General features: G+C 74.8%; 26 protein-coding genes. 19 read left to right on the top strand and 7 right to left on the bottom strand.

Features of this window, described 5'->3' with window-relative positions:
- Nucleotides 1-58 precede the first annotated feature (58 nt).
- The 5 genes from ABZ452_RS06525 (at nt 59) to ABZ452_RS06545 (ending at nt 3,049) form a co-directional block, all read left to right on the top strand.
- Nucleotides 59-415 (top strand): hypothetical protein, encoded by a 357-nt coding sequence (locus tag ABZ452_RS06525; RefSeq protein WP_357939587.1) that lies wholly within the window; start codon nt 59-61, stop codon nt 413-415.
- The gene (locus tag ABZ452_RS06530; RefSeq protein ID WP_357939589.1) at nt 412-858 is read left to right on the top strand and encodes a MerR family transcriptional regulator; all 447 of its coding nucleotides are present in this window, start codon (nt 412-414) and stop codon (nt 856-858) included. Before ABZ452_RS06525 ends, ABZ452_RS06530 begins: the two co-directional genes overlap by 4 nt.
- A complete protein-coding gene (locus tag ABZ452_RS06535; RefSeq protein ID WP_357939591.1) occupies nt 842-1,150 on the top strand; it encodes a hypothetical protein in 309 nt (102 codons plus the stop codon). The genes ABZ452_RS06530 and ABZ452_RS06535 overlap by 17 nt, the downstream gene beginning before the upstream one ends.
- Nucleotides 1,147-1,482, top strand: a complete 336-nt coding sequence (locus tag ABZ452_RS06540; protein ID WP_357939593.1) for a YnfA family protein — start codon at nt 1,147-1,149, stop codon at nt 1,480-1,482. The genes ABZ452_RS06535 and ABZ452_RS06540 overlap by 4 nt, the downstream gene beginning before the upstream one ends.
- A gap of 352 nt (nt 1,483-1,834) precedes the next feature.
- Nucleotides 1,835-3,049, top strand: coding sequence for a GAF domain-containing SpoIIE family protein phosphatase (locus ABZ452_RS06545; protein WP_357939595.1), 1,215 nt, complete (start codon nt 1,835-1,837; stop codon nt 3,047-3,049).
- A 7-nt stretch (nt 3,050-3,056) separates the two neighbouring features.
- Here the strand turns inward: ABZ452_RS06545 and ABZ452_RS06550 are convergent, their stop codons facing one another.
- Nucleotides 3,057-3,626: a WHG domain-containing protein gene (locus ABZ452_RS06550; protein ID WP_357939597.1), complete on the bottom strand. Its 570-nt coding sequence runs from the start codon at nt 3,624-3,626 to the stop codon at nt 3,057-3,059.
- 60 nt (nt 3,627-3,686) lie between these two features.
- Between ABZ452_RS06550 and ABZ452_RS06555 the strand changes: the two genes are divergently transcribed.
- From ABZ452_RS06555 to ABZ452_RS06565, 3 genes are read left to right on the top strand one after another with little or no spacing between them, the layout of a single operon-like run.
- Nucleotides 3,687-4,184, top strand: coding sequence for an FBP domain-containing protein (locus ABZ452_RS06555; RefSeq protein ID WP_357939599.1), 498 nt, complete (start codon nt 3,687-3,689; stop codon nt 4,182-4,184).
- A 21-nt stretch (nt 4,185-4,205) separates the two neighbouring features.
- Nucleotides 4,206-4,538, top strand: coding sequence for a PadR family transcriptional regulator (locus ABZ452_RS06560; protein WP_357939601.1), 333 nt, complete (start codon nt 4,206-4,208; stop codon nt 4,536-4,538).
- Nucleotides 4,532-5,506: a hypothetical protein gene (locus ABZ452_RS06565; protein ID WP_357939603.1), complete on the top strand. Its 975-nt coding sequence runs from the start codon at nt 4,532-4,534 to the stop codon at nt 5,504-5,506. The genes ABZ452_RS06560 and ABZ452_RS06565 overlap by 7 nt, the downstream gene beginning before the upstream one ends.
- 85 nt (nt 5,507-5,591) lie before the next feature.
- Here the strand turns inward: ABZ452_RS06565 and ABZ452_RS06570 are convergent, their stop codons facing one another.
- Nucleotides 5,592-6,866 (bottom strand): M48 family metalloprotease, encoded by a 1,275-nt coding sequence (locus tag ABZ452_RS06570; RefSeq protein ID WP_357939605.1) that lies wholly within the window; start codon nt 6,864-6,866, stop codon nt 5,592-5,594.
- Between the two features lie 62 nt (nt 6,867-6,928).
- Nucleotides 6,929-7,357: a hypothetical protein gene (locus tag ABZ452_RS06575; protein WP_357939607.1), complete on the bottom strand. Its 429-nt coding sequence runs from the start codon at nt 7,355-7,357 to the stop codon at nt 6,929-6,931.
- Nucleotides 7,358-7,511: 154 nt separating this feature from the next.
- On the opposite strand from ABZ452_RS06575, the gene ABZ452_RS06580 reads away from it, so the two are divergent.
- The 5 genes from ABZ452_RS06580 (at nt 7,512) to ABZ452_RS06600 (ending at nt 11,153) form a co-directional block, all read left to right on the top strand.
- Nucleotides 7,512-7,718, top strand: a complete 207-nt coding sequence (locus ABZ452_RS06580; protein ID WP_357939609.1) for a hypothetical protein — start codon at nt 7,512-7,514, stop codon at nt 7,716-7,718.
- Nucleotides 7,719-7,795: 77 nt separating this feature from the next.
- On the top strand, nt 7,796-8,401 hold the full coding sequence (locus ABZ452_RS06585) for a histone (protein ID WP_357939611.1): 606 nt from the start codon (nt 7,796-7,798) through the stop codon (nt 8,399-8,401).
- Between the two features lie 71 nt (nt 8,402-8,472).
- Nucleotides 8,473-9,909, top strand: a complete 1,437-nt coding sequence (locus ABZ452_RS06590) for an RNB domain-containing ribonuclease (RefSeq protein WP_357939613.1) — start codon at nt 8,473-8,475, stop codon at nt 9,907-9,909.
- Between the two features lie 73 nt (nt 9,910-9,982).
- Nucleotides 9,983-10,681, top strand: coding sequence for an NADPH-dependent F420 reductase (npdG, locus tag ABZ452_RS06595; RefSeq protein ID WP_357939615.1), 699 nt, complete (start codon nt 9,983-9,985; stop codon nt 10,679-10,681).
- A gap of 28 nt (nt 10,682-10,709) precedes the next feature.
- Nucleotides 10,710-11,153: a VOC family protein gene (locus ABZ452_RS06600; RefSeq protein WP_357939617.1), complete on the top strand. Its 444-nt coding sequence runs from the start codon at nt 10,710-10,712 to the stop codon at nt 11,151-11,153.
- Nucleotides 11,154-11,199: 46 nt separating this feature from the next.
- On the opposite strand, the gene panB is transcribed toward ABZ452_RS06600, so the two are convergent.
- Both panB and ABZ452_RS06610 read right to left on the bottom strand, forming a co-directional pair.
- A complete protein-coding gene (gene panB, locus ABZ452_RS06605) occupies nt 11,200-12,045 on the bottom strand; it encodes a 3-methyl-2-oxobutanoate hydroxymethyltransferase (protein ID WP_357939619.1) in 846 nt (281 codons plus the stop codon).
- 129 nt (nt 12,046-12,174) lie between these two features.
- Complete coding sequence (locus tag ABZ452_RS06610) at nt 12,175-13,935, bottom strand: NAD+ synthase (protein ID WP_357939621.1); 1,761 nt, start codon at nt 13,933-13,935, stop codon at nt 12,175-12,177.
- Between the two features lie 150 nt (nt 13,936-14,085).
- Between ABZ452_RS06610 and glnA the strand changes: the two genes are divergently transcribed.
- The 3 genes from glnA (at nt 14,086) to ABZ452_RS06625 (ending at nt 16,681) form a co-directional block, all read left to right on the top strand.
- Nucleotides 14,086-15,435 (top strand): type I glutamate--ammonia ligase, encoded by a 1,350-nt coding sequence (glnA, locus tag ABZ452_RS06615; RefSeq protein ID WP_357939623.1) that lies wholly within the window; start codon nt 14,086-14,088, stop codon nt 15,433-15,435.
- A gap of 76 nt (nt 15,436-15,511) precedes the next feature.
- Nucleotides 15,512-16,204 (top strand): WYL domain-containing protein, encoded by a 693-nt coding sequence (locus ABZ452_RS06620; protein ID WP_357939625.1) that lies wholly within the window; start codon nt 15,512-15,514, stop codon nt 16,202-16,204.
- Between the two features lie 105 nt (nt 16,205-16,309).
- Nucleotides 16,310-16,681 (top strand): VOC family protein, encoded by a 372-nt coding sequence (locus tag ABZ452_RS06625; protein ID WP_357939627.1) that lies wholly within the window; start codon nt 16,310-16,312, stop codon nt 16,679-16,681.
- A gap of 137 nt (nt 16,682-16,818) precedes the next feature.
- Here ABZ452_RS06625 and ABZ452_RS06630 read toward each other — a convergent pair whose 3' ends face one another.
- Nucleotides 16,819-17,277, bottom strand: a complete 459-nt coding sequence (locus ABZ452_RS06630; protein ID WP_357939629.1) for a hypothetical protein — start codon at nt 17,275-17,277, stop codon at nt 16,819-16,821.
- A gap of 181 nt (nt 17,278-17,458) precedes the next feature.
- On the opposite strand from ABZ452_RS06630, the gene ABZ452_RS06635 reads away from it, so the two are divergent.
- On the top strand, nt 17,459-18,343 hold the full coding sequence (locus ABZ452_RS06635; protein WP_357939631.1) for a virginiamycin B lyase: 885 nt from the start codon (nt 17,459-17,461) through the stop codon (nt 18,341-18,343).
- Nucleotides 18,344-18,386: 43 nt separating this feature from the next.
- Here the strand turns inward: ABZ452_RS06635 and ABZ452_RS06640 are convergent, their stop codons facing one another.
- Nucleotides 18,387-19,316: an LD-carboxypeptidase gene (locus ABZ452_RS06640; RefSeq protein ID WP_357939633.1), complete on the bottom strand. Its 930-nt coding sequence runs from the start codon at nt 19,314-19,316 to the stop codon at nt 18,387-18,389.
- A 65-nt stretch (nt 19,317-19,381) separates the two neighbouring features.
- Here ABZ452_RS06640 and ABZ452_RS06645 point away from each other — a divergent pair, with 65 nt between their 5' ends.
- Together ABZ452_RS06645 and ABZ452_RS06650 are read left to right on the top strand one after the other, a co-directional pair.
- Nucleotides 19,382-20,149, top strand: coding sequence for a type 1 glutamine amidotransferase (locus tag ABZ452_RS06645; RefSeq protein WP_357939635.1), 768 nt, complete (start codon nt 19,382-19,384; stop codon nt 20,147-20,149).
- A 1-nt stretch (nt 20,150) separates the two neighbouring features.
- The gene (locus tag ABZ452_RS06650; protein ID WP_357939637.1) at nt 20,151-23,174 is read left to right on the top strand and encodes a bifunctional [glutamine synthetase] adenylyltransferase/[glutamine synthetase]-adenylyl-L-tyrosine phosphorylase; all 3,024 of its coding nucleotides are present in this window, start codon (nt 20,151-20,153) and stop codon (nt 23,172-23,174) included.
- Nucleotides 23,175-23,370: the final 196 nt, after the last annotated feature.

Raw genomic sequence — 23,370 nt, forward strand, 5'->3', positions numbered from 1 at the left:
CACCGCGCCGTCGTCCGGGGTTGCATCCGGTACCCAGGTACAGGCTTACCGTCGGCGTATGAGCGACGACCACATCACGGCGAGCGGTTCCTGGGTGCCGGACGCGTGCACCCTGCCGACGGCCGAGCAGCCGCTGCGGCTGGCGGAGTTCGACCAGTTCTTCCGCACGGCGGTCCGGGGAGCCGACCGGCTGTCGGCGGAGCACCTGCGGTTGCGGCTTGACGGCGCGGAGCGGGTCGAGGAGACCGCGCGGGAGCTGGCGGCCCGAGAATCGTCCTGCTGCTCGTTCTTCGCCTTCGACATCGCGCGATCCGGCGCGGATCTGCTGACGCTGGACGTCCGGGTGCCCGCGGCACACGTCGACGTGCTCGACGCCCTCGCCGAGCGGGTGGCATCGGCCCGGGGCCGGCGATGACCGACTCGGGGCTGCGCAGCGGCGAGCTGGCCGACGCGGCCGGGGTCAACGTGCAGACGCTGCGCTACTACGAACGCCGGGGACTGCTCGTCTCTCCGCGGCGGTCGCCGGGCGGTCACCGGCTGTACCCGTCCGACACGGTCACCCTGCTGCGGGTCATCAAGACCGCGCAGCGCCTCGGTTTCACCCTCAACGAGGTGGCCGACCTGCTCGCCGCCGGCCGGCACCGGCATCGCCGAACCGACAACGGTCTCCAGGCACGAGCCACGGAGAAGCTCGCCGAGGTGGAGCGGAAGATGGCGGACCTGACGGTCATCCGCGACACCCTGCGCGCCGCCATCTCCGCCGGCTGTGACGACCTGGTCGCCTGCGCGGGCAGTGCCTGCTGCCCGCTGCCCTTCACCGAACTCGCCGAGGGGAACGACCATGCCGACCAGTGCTGACCGGCTGCGCCGACTGCTTCCCTCCGGCCTGACCGGACTCGCCGGTGGCGCCTGCGCCGCCTGCTGTGTGCTGCCGCTGCTGCTGGCCGCCGGGGTCGTCGGTGGCGGTGGCTGGGCCGCGGTCAACCGATTCCTTCCCGGGGTCGCCGTCGTCCTGGCCGTGCTCGCCGGACTGGCCTGGTGGTGGGCCGCCAAACGCCGCCACACCACCGGTTGCGCCGGCGGCGACTGCTCCTGCGGGCAGGGCGACGAGCGTGCGCGCCAGGTGGTCAGGTTACGGTCCGACGTATGACCGTTGCCCGCTCGATCCTGCTGTTCCTGCTCGCCGCGCTCGCCGAGATCGGTGGCGCCTGGCTGGTCTGGCAGGGCTGGCGGGAAAACCGCGGGCTGCTCTGGATCGCGGCCGGCGTCGTCGCGCTCGGTCTCTACGGCTTCGTCGCCACCTTCCAACCGGACGCGAACTTCGGCCGCATCCTCGCCGCCTACGGCGGCGTCTTCGTCGCCGGCTCCCTCGCCTGGGCCATGGTCGTCGACAAGTTCCGCCCCGACCGCTACGACATCGTCGGCGCCGCCATCTGCCTCGTCGGAGTCGCCGTCATCATGTACGCGCCCCGCGCCAGCTAGCGACCGCCGCCCCACCGCGACGTCCGGCGGGGTCACCGTCTCCGATCCGGAACCGGGATGGCGAGCGGACAAGAACCCGGTCGAGCTGGACGCCAGCGACCGCTACGAGAGCTCGTTCCACTCACCCGGAGAGTGCCGGCAGGCTTCCGTGCGCATTCCAGGCCAGGGCGCGGGGCGGCCGGCTGACGGAAGCAGCAGCGGCGCTCTCCCAGCTCAACGACTAGAATCCGGGGTACCGGTCGATTCGTCCGTGGCCCAACGCGCCGGATGTCCGGTTCCCACCAGCTGCTGGGACGGCCGTCTCAACGGTTGCCGGAAGCGAAATTTGTCAGGGCGCAACTAGGATCGTGGGGTGGTTCGGGCGGAGGTCCTGCGGGACGACCAGTGGTTGCGCCGTGTCGAGGCGGTGACCGACGCGACGCTGTCCCGACTCGATGTGGCGGACCTGTTCGACGAGCTGCTCGACCGGGTGCGTGATCTGCTGCGGGTCGACACGGCCGCGATTCTCCTGCTCGACGTGCGCGCCCAGCAGTTGGTGGCCACCGCCGCCCGGGGTCTGGAGGAGGAGGTCCGGCAGGGCTTCCGGGTCTCCATCGGCCGCGGGTTCGCCGGCCAGGTCGCGCTCACCCGGCGGCCGGTGATCGTCCAGACCGTCACCTCCGACAACGTCGTCAACCCGGTGCTGCTGGAGATCGGCCTGCAGTCCCTCCTGGGCGTGCCGATCATGGCCCGGGGCGAGCTCGTCGGCGTGCTGCACGTGGGCACCCTGTCGCCCCGTCAGTTCAACCTCGAAGACGTTCGCCTGCTCGAACTGGTCGCCGACCGGGTGAGCCTGGCCAGCAGCGCCCGGGCGAACACCCTCGACCAGACCGCCGCGCTGGCCCTGCAACGGAGCCTGATCCCCGCAGAGCTGCCCCAGCTGCCCGACCTGGAACTGGCCGGCCGTTACGTGCCGGGCCACGCCTCCGGCGTCGGCGGCGACTGGTACGACGTCTTCAACCTGCCGTCCGGCTGGCTGGGCGTGGTCGTCGGCGACGTCTCCGGGCACGGCCTCCAGTCCGCCGTGGTGATGGGTCGGGTCCGCAGCGCGCTGCGCGCCTACGCGCTGGTCTCCGACGATCCGGCGGAGGCGCTCACCCTGCTCGACCGGAAGGTGGTCCACTTCGAGGCCGGCAGCCTGACCACCGCGTTGTACGCGATGATCTCCCCCGACCGGGAGACGCTGCACGTCTCCGTGGCCGGCCATCCGCGTCCGGTGCTGGCCCTGCCCGGCCGACCGAACGCCCTGCTCGACGCGCGCATCGATCCGCCGCTCGGCACCGGCGGGCGGAGCCGGGTGCGGCACACCACGAGGGTCGACTTCCCGCCCGGCTCGGTCCTGGTCGCCTACACCGACGGGCTGGTCGAGCGGCGTGGGGAGCTGTTCGACGCCGGTGTGGCCCGGCTGACCGCGGCCGTCCCGCTGGCTCCCGTCGACACGGTGACCGCCACCGTCATGGCCGCCCTGGACACCGAGCACCCGACCGACGACATCGCCCTGCTGGCCGTCCGCCGGCTGCCCCGCTGACCCGCCCTCACTGCGGCGGCCAGTTCCGCAGCAGGGCGTCGAGGGCGTCGAGGGTGCGGGACCAGGTGGCGTCCGTCGTACGCGGGGTGTGGCGGAAGCCGCCCGCCCGTTCCAGCGTCACGTATCCGTGGAAGGTGCTGCCCAGCAGGCGTACGGCGTCCGTCTGGTCGGGCTCGGCCAGCTGGTAGCCGCGCAGGATCGCCCGGGTCATCTCCGCGTGCCGCCGGGCCGCGCTCGCCTCGGCCGTCTCCCGGTCGAGTTGCAGCTGCGCGGCGGCGTACCGGCCGGGGTGCTGGGTGGCGTAGTCGCGGTAGGCGTTGGCGAAGGCGACCAGCGCGTCCTTGCCCGCCCGTCCGGCGAGCGCGTCGGCGGCCGCGTCGGCCATCTCCTGCAAGGCCAGCATCGCCACCTGGACGCGCAGCTCCCGAGCGTTTCTCAGGTGGAAGTACAGGCTCGCGTCCTTCACCCCGAACCGGCGGGCGAGCGCCGAGACGGTCACGTTCTCGAAGCCGACCTCGTCGGCCATCTCCGCGGCAGCCTGGATCAGGCGTTCGACCGTCAACCCCGTACGGGCCATGTGTCCCACCCCACGTCTAGTTCCCCTAGCCTTTTACCTAGGGGGTCTAGACTAGCGCCTATGACACCCCTGTTCGAGCCCGCCATTCGGGCCTCCTTCGTCAATTGCACCAAGGGTGAGGCGAAGCGCCTGGCCCTGCCCCGGGATCTGGCCGAGCGCCCCTGGACGGACCTCGACTTCCTGGGCTGGCGCGACCCGGCCGGGGCCGACCGGGCCTACCTGGTCGCCGAGTCCGGCGCCGGGCTGCTCGGGGTGGCCCTACGGGTGGCGTCGCAGGCCGGGCGGGCCCGGCGCAGCATGTGCTCGCTCTGCCTGACCACACACACCGGGGACGGCGTCTCGCTGATGACCGCCCGCAAGGCCGGGCCGGACGGGCGGGCGGGCAACTCGGTCGGCAGCTACCTCTGCACCGACCTCGCCTGCTCGCTCTACCTGCGAGGAAGGAAGAACGCTGGGCGGCGCCTCGACGAGTCCATCACGCTGGCCGAGAAGATCGACCGGACCACCGCCAACCTGGCCGCCTTCCTCCAGCAGGTCGTGGGGCACACCCCTATGTAGGGTTCCGATACAGTCACCCTCATGCGGTTGACGATCCCGGTGGCGAAGGTGCTCTCCGCGCTCCTCGCCGAGCCCGAGGCCCCGCGCTACGGGCTCGACCTCATGAAGCTCACCGGCCTGCCCAGCGGCACCCTCTATCCCGTCCTGCACCGGCTCCGGTCGGCCGGCTGGCTGTCCGCCGACTGGGAGGAGGTCGACCCGGTCGCCGCCGGCCGGCCCGCGCGCCGCTACTACCGGCTCACCGGCGAGGGGGTGCGTGCGGCCCGGCTCGCGCTGGCCGAGCTGCGCGCCCTCGCCCCGGAGGGCGGGACGTCCCGGGGCGGGGCCGAGCCGACCGGAGCCCCGGCGTGGTGACCCGCCGGCTGGCCGGTCTCCTGCTGGGTGCGGCGGCGCGGCGCTGGCCGGCCGAGCTGCGCGCCGAGCTGATCCGCGAGTGGGACGCCGAGCTGCACGTCCTGGCCGGGCGCGGGGAGCGGTGGCGGATGCTGCGCTTCGCGGCCAGCCTCGCCACCAGCCGGGCCGGGTCGCCGGTGGTCGACCGGGCCGTGCTGCAGCGGAGGTTGTGGCGCACCGCCCGGCTGCTGCTGCTCGCCCCGCCGGCGTGCGTCGCGGTCGTCGGGGTCGCCGCCGTGGTGATGAGCCTGGCGTACGCCATGCTCGGCTTCCGCGTCGCCTGGGCCGCCGCGGCGCAGCTGCCGCTCTGGTCCGGCCTCACGGCCGGGGCCGGCGCGGGGCTCGCCCTCCTCGTCACCCGCGCCGCGCGACGGACCGTACGCACCGTGCCGCTCGCCACCGCGCTCGGCGTCGTGCTGCCGATCGGGTTGACCGTGGCGGTGGTGCTCGCCGCGTTCGGCCGCCGGGGTGAGCAGGGCCTGCCGGGCACCGTTCCCGGGCTGCTGCTCTGGCTCGCCCTGCTGGTGCCGGCCCTCTGGGGTGCGGGGCTCCTGGCCCGCCGGGGGAGGACCCGGTTGGCCTGGGCCGTCGGGGTGCTGGGCGCGTTGGTCGCGGCCGACGCCGCGGTCGTCCTGGCGGTGGTCTCCGCCATCCCGGCGGCACCCGTGGGGCCGGTCGCCGACGGGACGCCGCAGGACACCGTGGACCGGGTCTCCGCCCCGCTGTGGCTGCTCACCTGCTGGACCGACTCGTCGCTCGGGCTGCCCCGCCCGACCGCCTGGGAACGGTTCCTCATCACCGACCGGGTGCTCATCGAGCCCGTCTTCTACCTGGCCTGCACCCCGTACGCGGTGGCCTACACCGTCGCCGCCGCCCGCCCGGCGCCGGCCGCCGAACCCGTGCCGGAGCCCGTGCCGGCACCCACCTGACACCACCGGCCGGCCCGCCACGCGACGGACCGGCCCGGGTCGACGTCAGCCGGCCACCACCGGAACCGGCCGGCTCCCGGCGAGGTCAGCCGGCCCAGCTCACGATCCGGCCGGCCCGCTCGTAGTGCCGGGCCAGCTCGGCGTCGATCCGCTCGGCCCGGGCGTCGGTGAGCACCACGGCGGGGTCCTGCCAGGACCGCGCCGTGAGCATCCGGTGGCGCAGGCCGGCAGGGGGATGGGTGGCGAACAGCGACATCTCCTCCCGCACGGAGAGCTGGCGCACCAGCGGCAGCCGGTCGTTCGCGGCGGCCAGCGAGCGGGCCGTCCCGGCCCGCCAGGCCGCCGGCCCGTGTCCGCCCCGGGCGGCCTGGCGCACCACCAGCGCCACCGACTCGGTGCTGAGCAGCACGTCGAGCAGGCGGGTCGCGCCCGCCGTGCCGGCCGCCCGGGCGGCCATCTCGTCGGCCAGGTACTCGGCCCGTTGGCTGCCGCGCAGCGCGGTGGCGGCCAGGGCCAGGTGGCCGACGAAGAGCAGCCGGGACAGCGTCCCGGACAGGATCCGGCCCAGCCACTCGCCGATCAGCGCCAGCAGCCCGACGCCGTACGTGCCGGGCGCCGGCCGGAACAGGTCGGCGGCGATGCCGAGCATGTTCAGCGCGGGTTGGGTGAGCGGCCCGCGCCGCACGTCGCCGTTGACGAAATGGCCCAGCTCGTGACCGAGCAACGCCACGCGCGCCGGCCCGTCGAGAGCGCCCCACAGCGGCAGCCCGAGGCACAGCAGCCGCCGCCGGCGCGGGCCCACGGCGGTCGCGTACGCGTTGAGGTCGCTGTCGACCCCCAGCACGTGCGGCACCGGGGCGCCGATGCTGCTCGCCACCTCCTCGACGAGGGCGTGCAGTTCAGGCGCCTCGGCGCGGGTGAGCACGTCCACGTCCGGCGGGACCCGGCCGAAGCGCGGGCGCAGCACCAGCGCCAGCCCGATCAGCGCCAGCCCCACGACGATGGCGAAGTTCGGGAACGGGAACGCGAACAGCAGCCACACCCCGAGCGCCGCGAGGGCCAGCACCCCGACCAGGAGCAGGATCGAGATGCCGACGGTCAGCGCGCCGGCCAGGCTCCACCCGGTCGACTTCAGCGGCCGGCCGGCCAGTGCCGCGTACTGCTGGCGGGTCAGCCGGGCGGCCAGCCGGTGGGTCCGGCGGTCGATCCAGGACCAGCCCAGCTCGGGCGCCTGGCGGGCCCGGTCGTATCCGTCGAGGTTCCACTCGCAACCGGCGCACCAGGGCAGCGCCTCGCGGATCGACACGGTCGCCGCCCCGCACTCCGGACACGCCCCCGTGCCGGCCATTGTGGTGATCATGAGCGGTGATCCTGTCCGGACCCGGCCGCCGGTGGTACCGGCCGTTCGGGGGAGGGCGCCGGTCAGCCCGGACAGGGCAGCCGTTCCAGCGGGGCGGGGGCGGCCCCCGGGCGCACCGACTGGGCGAAACAGGCGGCGGCCTCGGCCCGCTGCCAGCCGAACACGGACGCGGCGGTCTTCGCCACGCGTACCCGGAAGACCAGCCGGACCTCGGCGGCGCCCACGGCCGCCGAGAGGACCTCGACGCCGTCCACCGTGTCGGCGGCGACCCGCAGGTCGGCCTCCCGCGCCGCCGGCTCGGCCAGCAGAACGGCCCGGGTGCGTTGGGCGGTGGCCGTCACCTCCCGGTCGGCCCGGCGTTCCAGCCGGTGCTGGGACCGGTCACGCAGCAGCGGGACCCCCACCGTCAGCCCGACCGCCACGAGCCCCGCCAGCGCCACGCCGGCCACCAGGCCCCGCCGGCGTGCCGACCGTCCTCCCCCGAACCGCACCCCGGGATTGTGCGCCCTCGACCCGGCACCCGGCTGCCCCGTCTTCGGCCGTTCCGGCCCGGAACCGCCCTGACCAGGTCTACTGTGGAGGACATCGGCGACTATTTACGGCGTTCCGGTGGCGGCCGGGCGCTTCGCGGTGCACAGTGATCGCATGAGCGACGACGGACGTGGTGGCGGGCACTACTACTGGTGCACCCGTCACCACCGGGTCGAGACCGATGCCGACGTGTGTCCCGCGAAGCACGTTCTCGGACCGTACGCCTCAGCCGCCGACGCGGAGAACGCCCTGCAGCAGGTGCGGCAGCGCAACGAAGCGTGGGAGGCCGAGGACGCCCGTTGGGCCGGGGAGGACAGGTAGACGGCGCGGGACGGCCCGCGTCGAGGTGATCCGTGCTCCGCGAGGGCGAGAGCACGTCCCCAGGAAAGGGAACCGAGATGGCCGAAGCACAGCAGGCCACCCGCCCGGCCGCGAAACGGACGACCGCGAAGAGGACCACCGCGGGCAGGACGACGGCCACCAAGGCGTCCCCGAACGCCTCCGGCGCCGGCGCCGGCCGGGTGCCGGCGAAGAAGGCCACCGCGAAGAAGGCGACCGCCCGGAAGGCCGTGTCAGCGGCGCGGAAGGCGCCCGCCAAGAAGGCGCCGGCCACGAAGACCACCGCCAAGAAGGCGCCGGCCAAGAAGGCCACCGCCAAGAAGGCCGCCGCGAAGAAGACCACCGCGGCGAAGAAGGCGCCAGCCAAGAAGACCACCGCGGCGAGGAAGACGACGACCGCGGCGAAGCGGACCACCGTGGCGAAGAAGGCCCCGGCCAAGAAGACCACGGCCGCGAAGAAGACCACCGCCGCCAAGAAGGCGCCGGCCAAGAAGACCACCGCCTCGACGCGCCCCGCGGCGCGCAAGACGGCGGCGAAGAAGGCGCCCGCCAAGAAGGCCACCGCGAAGAAGACCACCGCGGCGAAGAAGGCGCCGGCCAAGAAGACCACGGCCGCCAAGAAGACCACCGCGCGCAAGGCGCCGGCCCGCAGGTCCGCCGCCTGACGGCGGGCGTCCGCCGCTGACCGGCGCGCGCCGGTCAGCGGATCACGCGGGGCGCTGTCAGGATTGACCCCGTGGTGATCCGACGCGTACTGGCGCCCCGCATCGACTTCGGCGCGCTGCGCCGCGAGCTGGGACTTCCCGAAGACTTCCCGGCCGCGGCGCAGCGCGAGGCCGACGCGGCCGCCGCCGCGCCGCTGCCCGCCGTGGCCGACCGGACCGACGTCCCCTTCGTCACCGTCGATCCGGCGACCTCGCGCGACCTCGACCAGGCCATGCACCTTGCCCGCCGTCCCGGTGGCGGTTTCCGCATCCGGTACGCGATCGCCGACGTGTTCACCCACGTCCGCCCCGGCGGGGCGCTCGAGGCGGAGACCTGGCGCCGGGGGCAGACCGTCTACCTGCCCGACGGGAACGTGCCGCTGCACCCGCACACGCTCAGCGAGGGGGCGGCCAGCCTGCTGCCCGACGCCGACCGGGCGGCGGTGCTGTGGACCATCGACCTCGACGCCGACGGCGGCACGGTCGCCGTCAACCTGGAACGGGCCCGGGTGCGCAGCCGGGCCAAGCTGGACTACTCCGGGGTGCAGCGCGACGCCGACGCCGGCCGGCTGCCCGAGCCGATCGCCCTACTGCCCGAGATCGGCGCCCTGCTCACCGCCCGTGGGCTGCGCCGGGGGGCGATCAACCTGCCGCTGCCCGAGCAGGACGTCGAGCCGGACGGCGACGGCTGGCGGCTGGTGCTGCGCGGGCCCGGTCCCATGGAGGAGCACAACGCCCAGATCTCCCTGCTGACCGGGATGGCCGCCGCCGACCTCATGCTGGCCGGCCGGGTCGGCCTGCTGCGCACGATGCCACCGCCCCGGCCGGAGGCGGTCGACCGGTTGCGGCTGGCCGCCGGGCCGCTCGGCGTGCCCTGGCCGGCCGGCGCCACGGTCGGCGCGGTGCTCGCCGGGCTGGACGCCTCGCAGGCCCGGGCGGCCGCCTTCGTCGACCAGGCCGCCGAGCTGATGCGCGGTGCCGCGTACACGGCGTTCGACGGGGAGCTGCCCGAGCAGCCGGAACACGGCGGGGTGGCCGCCGCGTACGCCCACGTGACGGCGCCGCTGCGCCGGCTCGCCGACCGGTACGCCACCGAGGTCTGCCTGGCCCTGCACGAGGGCCGGGAGGTGCCCGAGCACGTCCGCGCCGCGCTGCCGAAGCTGCCCGAGGTGATGGCGACCACCGACCGGACCGCGTCCGCGGCCACCCGGGGCGCGGTGGAGCTGGCCGAGGCGGTGCTGCTGGCGCACCGGGTGGGCGAGACCTTCGAGGCGGCGGTGGTGGACGTCGACGAGCCGCGCCCGGCGGGCAACGGCCGTCCGGGGCGCCCGCCCGGCGGCACCGTCGCCCTGGACGAGCCGCCGGTACGGGCCCGCTGCACCGGCGACCTGCCGCTCGGCGAGCGCGTCCGGGTCCGCCTGACCGTCGCCGACCCGGACCAGCGCAAGGTCGCCTTCGAGAAGGCGTGAGCCCGCGGAGCGCGGGGATTGTCACAGCGCCCGGCCGCGCCGCCGTGCGGTGACCTTTGCGAGGATGACCCGTATGGCTTACGACGCGACCACGCTGCCCGACGTCTCCGGGCTGACCGTCGGCATCATCGGTGGCACCGGCGACCAGGGGCGGGGTCTCGCCTACCGGTTCGCCCGGGCCGGGCAGACCGTGCTGATCGGCTCCCGCGCCGCCGACCGGGCCGCCCAGGCCGCCGCCGAGATCGCCGCCCTGCCCGGCGTGCCGGCCGGCGCCGCCGTGTCCGGCGCGGACAACGACGAGGTCGCCCGCCGCAGCGACGTGGTGATCGTGGCGGTGCCGTGGGACGGGCACGCCGCCGTCGTCGGTGCGCTGGCCGGCCCGCTCGCCGGCAAGATCGTCATCGACTGCGTCAACCCGCTCGGCTTCGACAAGCAGGGCCCGTACGCGCTGACCGTAGCCGAGGGCAGCGCCGTCCAGCAGGCCGCCGCGCTGCTGCCCGACTCCCGCGTCTGCGCCGCCTTCAACCACGTCAGCGCGCCCCTGCTGGCCGACCCGGAGGTCGACCGGATCGACCTGGACGTGCTGATCTGCACCGAGGACCGGGAGCTGGTCGGCGTGGTCGCCGCGCTGGCCGCCCGGATCCCCGGGATGCGGGGCATCTACGCCGGCCGGCTGCGCAACGCCCACCAGATCGAGGCGTTCACCGCCAACCTCATCGCGATCAACAAGCGCTACAAGGCGCACGCCGGCATCCGCGTCACCGACCTGTGACGTCGTACCCGTGCGGCACCATCGCCGCATGGAATGGCAACTGGTGATCGACTGTCGGGAGCCGTCGCGGCTCGTCGCGTTCTGGGCCGAGGCGCTGCGCTACCGGCCGCAGCCGCCGCCCGACGGGCAGCCGACCTGGCGGGACTGGTACCTGTCGGTCGGCATCCCGGCTGAGGAGCTCGGCGAGGGCGACTGCGCCGACCGCCTGGAGGACCCGACCGGCGCGGGCCCGCGCATCTGGTTCCAGCCCGTCCCCGAGGCCAAGACGATCAAGAACCGGCTGCACATCGACCTGAAGGTCGGCGGCGGACGTGGGGTGCCGGTGGCCGAGCGGCGGCTCCGGGTCGACGCCGAGGTGGCCCGGCTGACCGCCCTGGGCGCGCGGGTGCTCGGGTCGATGGACGACCTCGACAACGGCTACTACTCGGCGCAGCTGGCCGACCCGGAGGGCAACGAGTTCTGCGTGGTCTGACGCGGCCAGGCGGCGCGGCCCGCGAGCCGCGCCGCCCATCTTCCGGTCAGAAGGTGTGCTCGGCGGCCGGGAACTGACCGCCGCGCACCTCCTCGGCGTAGCGGCGGGTGGCGTCGGTCAGCGCGCCGGCCAGGTCGGCGTAGCGCTTCACGAAGCGCGGGGCCTTGCCGGTCCGCAGCCCGGCCATGTCCTGCCAGACCAGCACCTGCCCGTCGGTGTCCGGGCCGGCGCCGATGCCCACCGTGGGGATGGGCAGCTCGGCGGTGATCCGCTTCGCCACCTCGCCGGGCACCATCTCCAGCACCACGGCGAAGGCGCCCGCCTCGGCCACCGCACGGGCGTCGGCGATCACCTCCTCGGCGGTGTCGCCGCGGCCCTGCACCCGGTAGCCGCCCAGGGTGTGCTCGCTCTGCGGGGTGAAGCCGATGTGCGCCATCACCGGGATGCCCGCACCCACGATCGCCTCGATCTGGGCGGCGCAGCGCCGGCCGCCCTCCAGCTTCACGGCGTGGCAGCCGCCCTCCTTCATGAACCGCACCGCGGTCCGCAGCGCCTGCGTCGGCCCCTCCTCGTAGGAGCCGAAGGGCAGGTCACCGACGATCAGCGCCTGCCGGGTCGCCCGCACCACCGCGCGGACCAGGGGGAGCAGCTCCTCGGCGGTCACCGGCAGGGTGGTCTCGTAGCCGAAGACGTTGTTCGCCGCCGAGTCGCCGACCAGCAGCACCGGGATCCCCGCCTGGTCGAAGATCGAGGCGGTGTACTGGTCGTACGAGGTGAGCATCGCCCAGCGCTCGCCGCGCTCCTTGGCGGCGATCAGGTCGCGGGTGCGGACCCGTCGGGTGGCCGGCCCGCCGTAGAGGGCGGTCACCTCGGTCGGGGTGGACTCCACCATGACTCTCTCCTTCCTCGAGGCCGCGTTCGCGGTCCCCGGGTTCCGCCGCGATCGTCGCACCGGGGCACTGGCCGGGGGCAGGGCGGAGTGGAGGATTTCACTCCCGGCGGCGGGCCCGCCGGGCGCGGATCAGCCGTCCTCGCGCCAGCGGTTGGTGACCGGCAGCCGCCGGTCCCGGCCGAACGCCTTCATGGAGATCTTGGTGCCGGGGGCGGACTGCCGGCGCTTGTACTCGGCGGTATCCACCATCCGCAGCACCCGGTCGACGATGGCCGGGTCGTGGCCGGACGCGACCAGGCCCTCCCGCCCCAGGTCGCCGTCGACGTAGCCGATCAGGATCGGGTCGAGCACGTCGTATTCCGGCAGGCTGTCGCTGTCGAGCTGGCCCGGGCTCAGCTCGGCCGACGGCGGCTTGCCGATCGAGTTCTCCGGGATCGGCGGCGTCTCACCGCGCCGCTCGGCATCGGCGTTGCGCCACCTGGCCAGCCGCCAGATCAGCGTCTTCCAGACGTCCTTGACCGGGTTGTAGCCGCCCACCGAGTCGCCGTACAGGGTGGAGTAGCCCACCGCCAGCTCGCTTTTGTTGCCGGTGGTGAGGACCAGGTGGCCCTCCTGGTTCGACAGCGCCATGAGGATCACGCCACGGACGCGAGCCTGGAGGTTCTCCACGGCCACGCCGGAGAGCGACAGGTTGGCCAGGAAGGTGTCCACCATGGGCTGGATCGGCTCGATCCGGAAGTCGAGGCCCGTGCGCTTCGCCAGCTCCTCGGCGTCGGCGCGGGAGTGCTCGGAGGAGTGCTGGCTGGGCAGCGACACCCCGACCACCCGCTTCGCGCCGAGCGCGTCGACGGCCAGCGCCGCCACCACCGCCGAGTCGATGCCGCCGGACAGGCCGAGCACCACCGAGGGGAACCGGTTCTTGTTGACGTAGTCGCGCAGGCCCAGCACCAGCGCCTGCCAGACCTCCGCCTCGTCGGCGACCGGCGCGAAGATCCCGCCGACCGCGACATCGCCCGCGGGCGCCGCCGGGAGCATGTCGCTGACCTTGACCCGGACGATCCGCATGTCGTCGGCGATCTCCTCGCCGCCGACCGGCTCCCCGGCCCGCGGCAGCTCCACGTCGTGCACCAGCAGGTGCTCGACGAACTGGGGCGCCCGGGCGAGCAGCGTGCCGTTCGCGTCGACGATCATCGAGTCGCCGTCGTAGACCAGCTCGTCCTGGCCGCCGACCATGTTCACGTATGCGATGGTGGCGCCCGCCTCGGCCGCCCGGCGGCGGACCAGCGGCAGCCGGATGTCGTCCTTGTTCAGCTCGTAGGGCGAGCCGTTGATGTTGAGCACCAGCCCGACGCCCGCCTGCCGGGCCACCGCGAACGGGCCGCCGGCCTGCCAGAGGTCCTCGCAGATGGTGAGCGCGACGTCCACCCCGCCGATCCGGACCACGGTGAGCGCGTCACCGGAGACGAAGTAGCGGTCCTCGTCGAACACGCCGTAGTTGGGCAGGTGGTGCTTGAAGTAGGTGGCGGCCACCGCCCCGCCGTGCAGCAGCGCGGCCGCGTTGCGGGCCCCCCGGCCCGGCTCGGCGTCGGCGCTCACCTGCGGCGGGCCGTCCGCGTCCAGGTAGCCGACCAGGACCGGCAGGTCACCGAGGCCGTCGGCGGCCAGGTCGGCGGCGAGCCGGTGCAGCGCGGCCCGGGAGGCGGCGACGAAGGACCGGCGGAAGACCAGGTCCTCGACCGGGTAGCCGGTCAGCATCAGCTCGGGGAAGAGAGCCAGCTGGGCGCCGGCGTCGGCGGCCCTGCGGGTCCAGTCGCGGACCATGCCGGCGTTGCCGGCGATGTCGCCGACCGTCGGGTCGACCTGGCACAGGGCGAGACGCAGGGTGGGCATGACCTCATCTTGCCCCAGCCGGAGGGCCCGAATCCGACCGGACGCGGGAGACGCCGGGGGCGTAACGTCGGCGTAACGAGCCCGGTGGAGACTGGGCGGTCAGGCCCGGCCGGCCGACCGGCGCGGACGTACGTGTCACGAGGGGTGGAAGTGGACCGTCAGCAGGAGTTCGTCCTCCGTACGCTGGAAGAGCGGGACATCCGGTTCGTCCGGCTGTGGTTCACCGACGTGCTCGGCACGCTCAAGAGCGTGTCGGTGGCCCCCGCGGAGCTGGAGGCGGCCTTCGAGGAGGGCATCGGCTTCGACGGCTCGGCCATCGAGGGCTTCGCCCGGGTCTTCGAGTCGGACATGGTCGCCATGCCCGACCCGACCACCTTCCAGGTCTTCCCCTTCGAGGGCGGGGTCAGCGGCGAGAGCGCCCGGATGTTCTGCGACATCCTGCTCCCCGACGGCAGCCCGTCCTGGGCCGACCCGCGGCACGTGCTGCGCCGGGCGCTCTCCCGGGCCGCCGAGAAGGGCTTCACCTTCTACACCCACCCCGAGATCGAGTTCTTCCTGCTGGAGAACGGCCCGCAGGACGGCTCGCTGCCGATCCCCGTGGACACCGGCGGCTACTTCGAGCACACCACCCACGCGGTGGCCCGCGACTTCCGGCGGCAGGCGGTGCTGGCGCTGGAGCGGATCGGCATCTCGGTGGAGTTCAGCCACCACGAGGTGGCCCCCGGCCAGCAGGAGATCGACCTGCGCTACGCCGACGCGCTCACCACCGCCGACAACATCATGACCTTCCGGCACGTGGTGAAGGAGGTCGCCCTCTCCACCGGGGTGCAGGCCAGCTTCATGCCGAAGCCCTTCACCGACCAGCCGGGCAGCGGCATGCACACCCACCTCTCGCTGTTCGAGGGGGAGCGCAACGCGTTCCACGACGCGGGCGACCCGATGAAGCTCTCCAAGGTGGCCAAGTCGTTCATCGCCGGGCTGCTCACCCATGCCCGGGAATACACCGCCGTCACCAACCAGTGGGTCAACTCCTACAAGCGGCTCTTCCCGCAGGCGCTGCCGGACCGGATCACCGAGAGCCCGGCGTACGTCTGCTGGGGTCACCTGAACCGGTCCGCGCTGGTCCGGGTGCCCGCCTACGGCAAGCCGAACTCGGCCCGGGTCGAGGTCCGCTCGCTGGACTCGGCGACCAACCCCTACCTGGCGTTCGCGGTCATGCTCGGCGCCGGCCTCAAGGGCATCGAGGAGGGTTACGAACTGCCGCCGGGCGCTGAGGACGACGTCTGGTCGCTGAGCACCGCCGAGCGCCGCGCCATGGGCTACCCGGCACTGCCGGAGAACCTGGCCGAGGCGATCGACGTGATGGCCGGTTCCGAACTGGTCGCCGAGGTGCTCGGCGAGCACGTCTTCGACTTCTTCCTGCGCAACAAGCGGGCCGAGTGGGAGCAGTACCGCCGCGAGGTCACCCCCTACGAGCGGCAGCGTTACCTGTCGCTCTAGATCAGGGCGGGGGAGGCGCTTTCGCCCGTGGCACCACGCGCCTGAGCGTGTCGTACCGGGGGCATAGCCTCCGGGCGTGAACCGCACCGACCGTCTCTACGCCCTCGTGGAGGAGCTGCGGGCGGTGTCGCCGCGGCCCCGCAGCGCCCGGTGGCTGGCCGGCCGCTTCGAGGTCAGCACCCGCACCATCGAGCGGGACATCACCGCGTTGCAGGGTGCCGGGGTGCCGATCTGGGCCGAGCCGGGCCGCACGGGTGGCTACGTGGTCGACCGCGCGCGCACCCTGCCGCCGGTCAACCTGACCCCCGGCGAGGCGGTGGCCATGGCCGTCGCGCTGCACCGGCTGGGCGGCACGCCGTTCGCCCCGGCCGCCGCCGCGGCGCTGCGCAAGCTCGTCGCCGTGATGCCGCCCGCCGACGCCGCCGAGGCGCACCGCCTCGCCGGCCGGGTGCACCTGATCGGCGGCGGTCCGGCCGTGCCCGTCCCGGCCGCCGTCGCCGACGCGGTCGCCGCCGGCCGCGTGCTCCGGCTGCGCTACGTGGACCGCGCCGGCGCGACGTCGGCCCGTGACGTGGAGCCGCTGGCCTACCTGGGGAACGCGACGCACTGGTACCTGGTGGGCTGGTGCCGGCTGCGCGACGGGCTGCGCTGCTTCCGCACCGACCGGATCGTCGGGGTGCACCCGCTGGCCGAGCCGGTGACCCGCGAGCTGAGCCCCGACGACCTGGACATCCCCGCCGGGCGGGTGCGTCCACTGAGCCTGGTCTGATTCCCGGATTCCCGGGAAACACCGACAGGACGGTGTCGCGCCGGTCGCCGAGGCTGATTCCTGACGACGCCGACCGACCGGCCGGCACGAACCTCAGGAGGAAGCATGTCCAGCACGCCCGTGACCTGGTTCGAGATCGGCTCCGACCGTCCGGCGGAGGTCCAGCGCTTCTACGCCGACCTGTTCGGCTGGACCTTCGAGGAGCAGGGCGGCCCGGGGGCGTCGTACCGGCAGACGGCCGCCGGCGGGGAGCGCGGCATCGGGGGCGCGATCCGGGCCACCGACGGCAGCTCGCCGAACTACGCGATCTTCTACGCCGAGGTCGCCGACGTGGCGGACACCTGCCGGCGGGCCGAGGCGGCCGGCGGCAAGGTGCTGGTGCCGCCGCGCAGCGCGCCGAGCGGCCTGACCCACGCCCAGCTGCTCGACCCGTCGGGGAACCACCTCGGCGTCTTCACCCCGCCCGCCGGCGGATGAGCGTTCGGGTGCGTTTGTTGTCGACCCGACGACAACAAACGCACCCGAAGCTTCACGTCAGTGGGTGGCCCCGCCGGGGATCCGAAGCCGGCCGGGAGGGAGGTGCGGCCGGTGAGGAGTCGGCGGGGCCACCCGGGTCACCTGCCCCAGCGGCCGTCCCCGCCGCGGTGGCCGTGACCGCCCGGGCCCGGGAAGACGCCGGCCTCGGCGGCCTTCAGCACCGCGTCGGCCTGCTCCTGGGTGAGCTTGCCGTCCTTGACGGCCTGGTCCAGCCGGTCCTTCAGGGCGGCCTGCCGGTCCTCGGTCGACGGCCGCTCGGGCCGGTCGGCCTGGCGCTGCTCGCGCAGCTTCTCCAGCGCCGCGGTGACCTTGTCGGCCGGGACGCCCAGTTCCTTGGCGAGCGCCTCGGCGAAGTCGGCCTGCCGGTCGGCCCGCTGCTGCTGTCGGTCGGTGCCCTGGTCGGTGCTCGTGCTGGCGCTCGGGCTCGGGCTCTTGTCGTCGGCGAGCGCCACCGTCGGGGCGGCGATCCCGACGCCGAGCACGCCGGCGGCGGCCAGGCCGGCCAGCAGGTGCTTCTTCGACATCCTGCGGATCATGCGGTTCTCCTGTTCGGTGGTGGTGCGATGACGTCACCGACAGTGACCGGCGTAGCTGGGGGCAACCCGTGGCGAACCTGTCAGCGCGCTGGCAATCGACCCCGAGAACCGGGACAAACCAGTTGCGACGGGCTGCTTCGGCCGGGAGGGTGGGCCGGTCACCGACGGAAGGCGAAGCCGCATGACGAACCCCTCCATCCGTGAGATCGAGCTGCCGGAACCAGGCTCCGGGCCGTACGGGATCACCACCGGCCCGGACGGTGCCCTCTGGCTGACGCTGGCCGGGACGGGCGGCGTCGCCCGGGTGGGCCCGGACGCGGAGGTGCGCACCTACCTGGCCGACCCGGCGGAGAGCCGCCCGCTGATCATCACCACCGGCCCGGACGGCGCGCTCTGGTACACCCGCTCCGGCGACGACCGGCTGGGCCGGATCACGGTCGACGGGACGACCAGCGCCGTCGCGCTCCCGCCGGGGACCGCGCCGTGCGGCCTCGCCGTCGGCCCGGACGACGCCCTCTGGTACGCCGGCATGGGCGACGACACCGTCGGCCGGGTCACCGTCGACGGGGCGGTCACCACCTTCGGACTGCCGGTGGACAAGGGCTTCCCGTCGATGCTGGCCGCCGGGCCGGACGGCGCCCTCTGGCTCACCCTCAACCAGGCGAACGCGATCGCCCGGGTCGCCCTCGACGGTCAGGTGGCCCTGCATCCCCTGCCCACGGAGGCCGCCGGGCCGGTCGGCATCACCTGCGGCGGCGACGGTGCGCTCTGGTTCGTCGAGATCGCCGCCGGCCAGCTCGGCCGGATCACCCCGGACGGCCGGATCGACGAGTTCCCGCTGCCGGACCGCACGGCCCGCCCGCACGCCATCGTCGCCGACCCGGCCGGCGGCTGCTGGTTCACCGAGTGGGCCGCCAACCGCATCGGCCACATCGACAAGGCCGGCCACATCACCGGCTACGACCTGCCCACCCCGGGTTCGGAACCCCACGGCCTCACGGTGACCCCCGACGGAGCGGTCTGGATCGCCCTGGAAACCGGCGCGGTGGCCCACCTCACCCCCTGATCGACGCGGGGTCGGGGGCCGGGGCCCGGGGGGTGGGGGTGGGTCAGCGGACGGCGGGGGTGACCGTGAGGGTGCCGGTGGTGGCGTCGAGGACTGCCGGGGTGCCTACCGGGACCGTCAGTTGGTCGGGGCCGTGGCCGACGGGGAGGCCGCCCAGGACGGGGACGCCGAGGTCGCCCAGGCGCTCGGTGAGCACGTCCGTGATCGTGGTGTCCCAGCCGTCGGCGCACTCGGTGAACTGGCCCACCGCCACCCCGGCGATCCCGTCCAGGGCGCCGCAGCGGCGCAGGTGCGTGAGCATCCGATCGACCTTGTACGGCGGCTCCTGCACCTCCTCGACCAGCAGCACCGCCCCGGTCAGGTCCGGCATGTCCGGGGTGCCGATCGACGCGGTGATCAGGCACAGGTTGCCGCCGAGCAGCCGCCCCTCCGCCCGCCCGGGCACCCGGACCGCGAACGTCTCCTCCTCCTTCACCGCCTCGATCGTCACCGGCTCGGTGGCCATCAGCGCGGCGTGCAGCGACTCCGCCGAGCGGAGCGGGGTGCGGTCGTCCCGCCACGCCGCCCCGGGGCCGTGCACGCCGGCCAGGCGGGCGCCCCGCCAGAGCGCGAACTGCAGCGCGGTGATGTCGGAGAAGCCCGCCACCACCTTCGGGTCGCGGCGGACCGCCGCCATGTCGATGAGGTCCACCACCCGCTGCGCGCCGTAGCCGCCCCGGGTGCAGATCACGCCGCGGATCTCCGGGTCGGCGAAGGCGGTGTTCAGGTCGGCGGCCCGCAGCTCGTCGGCGCCGGCCAGGTAGCCCTGGCGGGCGTACGCGTGCGGCGCGGGCACGGGGCGCAGCCCCCAGCCGGTGAGCAGCTCGATGCCGCGGGCCACCCGCTCCGGCCGGGTCGGGCCGGAGGGCGAGACCAGCATCACCTGGTCGCCGGGACGCAGGGCCGGTGGGCGCAGGCAGTCGTCGGTGGGCACGACGGGAGCCTAGTGCGGCCGAGCCGGACCGGCCGTCGTCGGGCGTACCGGATAGCCTCGACGTCGTGGCGACCGCGCTGGTGATCGAGAACGACCCGACCGACGACCTCCGCCGCCTGGGGGAGTGGCTCACCGAGGGGGGCCTGGACCTGTGGGTCCTGCGCCCGCACGCCGGTGACGAGCTCCCGGCCGACCTCGACGGATACGTCGCGCTCGTGGTGCTCGGCGGCGAGCAGCAGGCCTACCCGCTGGCCGACGGGAGCCCCGGCGCGCCCTGGTTCCCGGCGCTGGAGGGGCTGCTGCGCAAGGCGGTCCGGCAGCGGATCCCGACCCTCGGGGTCTGCCTCGGCGGGCAGCTGCTGGCCGCCGCCCACGCCGGGCAGGTCGAGCGCAGCCCGTCCGGGCCCGAGGTCGGGCCCGGGGTGGTGGGCAAGCGGGACGCGGCCGAGAACGACCCGCTCTTCCGGTACGTACCGCTGATGCCCGACGTGCTCCAGTGGCACAGCGACGAGATCACCCAGCTGCCGCACGGTGCCACCCTGCTGGCCGCCTCGACCCGCTACCCGCACCAGGCGTTCCGCCTCGGCGACCGGGCCTGGGGGCTCCAGTTCCACATCGAGTGCGACACCGCGATGATCGCCGACTGGGCCCGCGACTCCGAGCTGCTGGCCGAGCTGGGCTACGACCCGGAGCTGGTGGTGGCCGCCTGCGACCGGGTGATGGCCGACGTGGAGGACGTCTGGCAGCCGTTCGCGGTCCGGTTCGCCGCCCTCGCCCTCGGTGAGCTGGAGGACGCGACCATCCGCCCCACCCTGCCGCTGCTCGGGCACTGAGATGACCCGACCGGCGCGGGGTCGCCTGGCCCGCTACGGGTTCGCCGAGGGCGACGGTGGGCCGCGTGCCGCCGACCTGCTCGGTCCGGACGGGTTGGGGCTGTGGCGGGTCGAGGAGCAGGAACCCGCCGACGAGGCGGCCGGTGAGCTGCTCGCCGCCCTGTCCCGGGCCGCCGACCCCGATCTGGCGCTGCGCCAGCTGCACCGCGTCGTCGAGGCGGAACGGCGCACCGGGGAGAAGCCGGCCGTGCTGGACGCGCTCGCCGCCGACCCGGGGCTGCGCCGCCGCCTGGTCGCGGTCCTCGGCGCCTCCTCGGCGCTCGGCGACCACCTGGTGGCCAACCCCGACCAGTGGCCCGTGCTGGCCACCGAGGCGGACGGGCTGGCGCCCTCCGCCGACGGCCGGCTCGACCTGGCCGCCGCCGCGCGGCTGACCGTCGCCACCGGCCCGATCCCGGCGCTGCGGCAGGCGTACCGGTTGGCGCTGCTGCGGATCGCGGCGGCCGACCTGACCGGCGGTCGTGGCCTGGAGCAGACCATGGCGGCGCTCTCCGGGCTCGCCGACGCCACCCTGGGCGCCGCCTACGACATCGCCGTCGACGAGCTGCCGGAGGGCACGGCCCGGCCCCGGCTGGCCGTGGTGGCGATGGGCAAGTGCGGGGGTGACGAGCTCAACTACGTCTCCGACGTCGACGTCATCTTCGCCGCCGCCACCGACGACGACCTGGCCGCCGCGACCCAGGTGGCCACCCGGCTCATCCACATCTGCGGGCTGGTCGCCTGGCCGGTCGACGCCGCGCTGCGTCCCGAGGGCAACCGGGGGCCGCTGGTCCGCACCCTCGCCAGCCACCTGGCCTACTACCGCCGCTGGGCGCGCACCTGGGAGTTCCAGGCGCTGCTGAAGGCCCGGCCGGCGGCCGGCGACCTGCCGCTGGCCCGCGAGTGGATCGACGCGCTCGCCCCGCTGGTCTGGACCGCCGCCGAGCGGCCGGAGGCCGTCGAGGACGTCCGGGCGATGCGCCGGAAGATCATCGACCACGTCCCGCCGAAGGAGCTGGAACGCGAGATCAAGCGCGGCCCGGGCGGGCTGCGCGACATCGAGTTCGCCGTCCAGCTGCTCCAGCTCGTGCACGGCCGCGTCGACGAGTCGCTGCGCCCGCCGGGCACCATCCCCGCGCTGCGCGCCCTGGTCGCCGGCGGCTACGTCGGCCGCGCCGACGGGGAGGCGCTGCTGCGCGGCTACCGCTTCCTGCGCGGCGTCGAGCACCGCCTCCAGCTCCAGGGCCTGCGCCGCACCCACACCGTGCCGACCGAGCCGGCCGCGCTGCGCTGGCTGGCCGCCGCGCTCGGCTACGCGGCCACCCCGGGCCGCAGCGCCGTCGAGGAGTTCCGCGCCGAGTGGGTCACCCACGCCACCGAGGTACGCCGGCTGCACGCCAAACTGCTCTACCGGCCGCTGCTGGAGTCGGTCGCCCGGGTGCCGGCCGAGGGGCTGCGGCTCACCCCGGAGGCGGCCCGGCACCGGCTGGAGATCCTCGGTTTCGCCGACCCGGCCGGGGCGCTGCGGCACCTCCAGGCCCTCACCGGCGGGGTGAGCCGCACCGCCGCCATCCAGCGCACGCTGCTTCCGGTGCTGCTCAGCGAGTTCGCCGACGCGCCCGAACCGGACCGGGGGCTGCTCAACTACCGGCAGGTCTCCGACAAGCTGGGCAGCACCCCCTGGTACCTGCGCCTGCTGCGCGACTCCGGCCCGGTGGCCCGCCGGCTGGCCCGGGTGCTGTCCTCCTCCCGGTACGCCGCCGACCTGCTGGCCCGGGAGCCGGAGGCGCTGCGACTGCTGGCCGAGGACACCGAGCTGACCCCACGCCCGCGCGAGGTGCTCGGCGAGGGCTTCACCGCCGCCGCGGCCCGGCACGACGACCCGGTCGAGGCCACCCGTGCCGTACGCGCGCTGCGCCGCCGCGAGCTGGTCCGGCTCGCCTGCGCCGACGTGCTCAGCCGGGCCGGTGCGCTGGCCCCGCTCACCCCGCGGTCGCCGGACGGCGGTGGCCGGGTGCCCACCCTGGCGGACGTCACGGCGGTCGGGGCCGCCCTCTCCGACGTCGCCGACGCCACCCTGGCCGCCGCGCTGCGGACCGCCCGGGCCGCCCAGCCGGGACCGCCCGGCCTGCGCTTCGCGGTGATCGGCATGGGCCGGCTCGGCGGGCGCGAGTCGAACTACCTCTCCGACGCCGACGTGCTCTTCGTCTACGACCCACCGCCGGGCGCGGACGAGCAGGGCGCGGCCGCCGCCGCCCACGCCGTCGCCGAGGAGCTGCGCCGGCTGCTCTCCGCGCCCGCCCCCGACCCGCCGCTCGGGGTCGACGCCGACCTGCGCCCCGAGGGCCGGCAGGGCCCGCTGGTGCGCAGCCTCGCCGCGTACGCCCAGTACTACGCCCGCTGGTCCAAGGTGTGGGAGGCGCAGGCGCTGCTGCGGGCCCGGTTCGTCTGCGGCGACGCCGACCTGGGCGCCGAGTTCGAGGCGATGATCGACCCGGTGCGCCACCCGGCCGACGGCCTGACCCGTGAGCAGGTGGTGGAGATCCGGCGGATCAAGGCCCGGGTGGAGACCGAGCGGCTGCCCCGGGGCGCCGACCCGGCCACCCACACGAAGCTGGGGCGGGGCGGGCTCGCCGACGTGGAGTGGGCGGTGCAGCTGCTCCAGCTCCGGCACGCCGGCCGGCTGCCCGCGCTGCGCGGCACGAGCACCCTGGCCGCGCTCGCCGCGGCCCGCGACGCCGGGCTTGTCGACCCCGAGGACGCGGCCGAGATGGCGGCCGGCTGGACGCTCGCCGCCCAGGTCCGCAACGCGCTCATGCTGGTCCGCGGCCGGGCCGGTGACCAGCTGCCCCGGCACGGGGTGGAGCTGGCCGGCGTGGTGCGGCTGCTCGGCGGGGACGACCCGGGGGAGTTCCTCGACGAGTACCTGCGCACCGGCCGTCGCGCCCGGGCCGCCATGGAGCGGGTGCTCGACGCGCCGGCCTGACCCGCCGGCCCGCCGTCGGCGACAGTGGCCGTGCTGGTCCGGGCCTTCGCCGGGGTGCCAGTGCCGGGCCCGGCCGTCGACGGGTTGGCCGTGCTGGCCCCGGCCGTGAGTTGGTCCTGCGGGCCTTTCGAGCTGATGCCGCGAACGACTCGACGTGGGCGCCACTCGCGCGCCCGTCGGCCCTGTGGGTCGGTCG

This window comes from Micromonospora sp. NPDC005707, assembly GCF_040631005.1.
Classification (GTDB): Bacteria; Actinomycetota; Actinomycetes; order Mycobacteriales; family Micromonosporaceae; genus Micromonospora.